The sequence below is a fragment of the Roseateles sp. P5_B10 genome, assembly GCF_056400485.1.
The window spans coordinates 1-2,132 of sequence record NZ_JBFULE010000871.1; the positions used below are offsets into that span (position 1 = coordinate 1).

Consider the following 2,132-nt stretch of genomic DNA (forward strand, 5'->3'; position numbering starts at 1 on the left):
GGCCAAACCCACGCTGCAGGTCGATGGCAAGACCTGCGAGCTGCAGCAACGCGGCCGCGAACTGCTGTTGCGCTGGCCCTGCGAGGTCGGCGCGAAGGAAAGCCTGCGCCTGGAGGGCCGTGGCCCGTCAATGGCCGGCGCGATGACGCTGGCCGATGGCCGCAGCCAGCCCTGGACGGCCACGCGCATCGTGCCCTACCAGCCGCCTGTGGCCCAGGTTGTCGCCCCACCGCCCCTGTCGCCTGCCACGTTCCCGGCGGGCGTCTTCGGCCGCACGGCGCCACCCGAGCGCCCGGCCGTCGTGCTGGTGCGCAACGCGACGGTCTGGACCAGTGCCGCTGCCGGCAATCTCGAAGCCACCGATCTGCTGGCGCGCGACGGCCGCATCGCTGCCATCGGCAAGGGTCTGGCAGCGCCTGCTGGCGCCGTCGTCATCGACGCTGCAGGCAAGCACCTGACGCCCGGCCTCATCGATGCCCACTCGCACACCGCCATCAACCGCGGCACCAACGAGTTCGCGCATTCGGTGACGGCTGAGGTGCGCGTTGGCGATGTGGTCGACGCCACCGACATCAGCCTCTACCGTCAGCTTGCCGGCGGCGTGACCAGCGCCAACTTGCTGCACGGCTCGGCCAATGCCATCGGCGGCCAGAATCAGGTCATCAAGCTGCGCTGGGGGCTGGATGCGGAAGGCCTGAAGTTCGAAGGCGCACGCCCCGGCATCAAGTTCGCGCTCGGCGAGAACGTCAAGCGCGCCAACTTTCCCCCCAACGACGGCGACCCGCGCTATCCGACGACGCGCATGGGTGTCGAGCAGGTCATGCGCGACGCCTTCCTGGCTGCGCAGGCCTACCGCGAGCGGCGCAAGGCCGACCCGAACACGCGCCGCGACCTGCAGATGGACACGCTGGTCGAGTTGCTGGAACGCAAGCGCGTCATCCACATCCACAGCTACCGCGCCGACGAGATCCTGATGTTCGTRGCCCTGGCCAAGGACTTCGGCCTGGAGGTCGCCACCTTCCAGCATGTGCTGGAGGCCTACAAGGTCGCGCCCGAGATCGCGGCGCTGGGCGCCGGCGCCTCCGGCTTCTCGGACTGGTGGGGCTACAAGGTCGAGGTGCAGGACGCCATTCCCTACAGCGGCGCGATGACGCAGAAGGCGGGTGTGCTGACCAGCTTCAACTCCGACAGCGACGAGCTGGCGCGCCGCCTCAACACCGAGGCGGCCAAGGCGCTGCGCTATGGCGGCAAGGCCTGGGGGATGAGCGAGGCCGAGGCGCTGAAGTTCGTGACCATCAACTCGGCCAAGCAGTTGCGCATCGACAGGCGCGTCGGCTCGCTGGAAGTGGGCAAGGACGCCGACTTCGTCATCTGGAGCGCAAGCCCGCTGTCGAGCGCGGCACGCGCCGAGCAGACCTGGATCGACGGGCGGCGCTACTTCGACCGCGGCGAGGACACGCAGCTGCGCGAGCGTGATAGCGCCGAGCGCGCCCGCCTCGTGGCGCTAGCGATACCCGAGCGCGCCAAAGCCGCCGCGCCGCCCGAGGGGCGGCCGGCCACACCGCTGGCCGCAGCGCTGGACCAGCTCGAATTGCAACGCTGGCTGCATGAGGCCAACCGTGATCGCCAAAGCTATTTCGGCGGTGACGCCTGGCATGAATGCACCGTGGACGCGTACTGACATGAAGCTCGCACTCATCACGGCCCTGCTGGCTGCCGCCTTCACCGCCCAAGCCACGCCCAACACGCCACCCCCGCCACAGCGCGAACCGCTGCTGCTGCGCAATGCCGTCATCCACCCGGTCAGCGGCCCGGTCATCGCCAACGGCAGCCTGCTCATCGAGGCCGGCAAGATCCGCGCGATCGGTGGCACCGAGCTGGCCGCGCCCGCTGGCGCCAAGACCGTCGATCTGGGCGGCCGGCATCTCTACCCCGGCATGGTGGCGGCCAACACCAGCCTGGGCCTGGCGGAGATCCGCTCGGTCAACGCCTCGATGGACAGCGTCGAGACCGGGCCGCTGAACCCGAATGCCCGCGCCCTGGTCGCCTTCAATGCCGACAGCGAGCTGCTGCCCATCACGCGCGGCGGCGGCGTGCTGGCCGCGCTGTCCGTGCCCGAGGCCGGCCGCACC

2 protein-coding genes are annotated in these 2,132 nt (G+C 70.0%); both read left to right on the forward strand.

Going from position 1 to position 2,132, the window contains the following annotated elements:
• The coding region (locus AC1DU6_RS28700; RefSeq protein WP_477861301.1) for an amidohydrolase at positions 1-1,681 on the forward strand (1,681 nt) is incomplete at its 5' end.
• Position 1,682: 1 nt separating this feature from the next.
• Positions 1,683-2,132, forward strand: a 450-nt coding sequence (locus AC1DU6_RS28705) for an amidohydrolase family protein (protein WP_477861303.1), incomplete at its 3' end; no start/stop codon positions are given.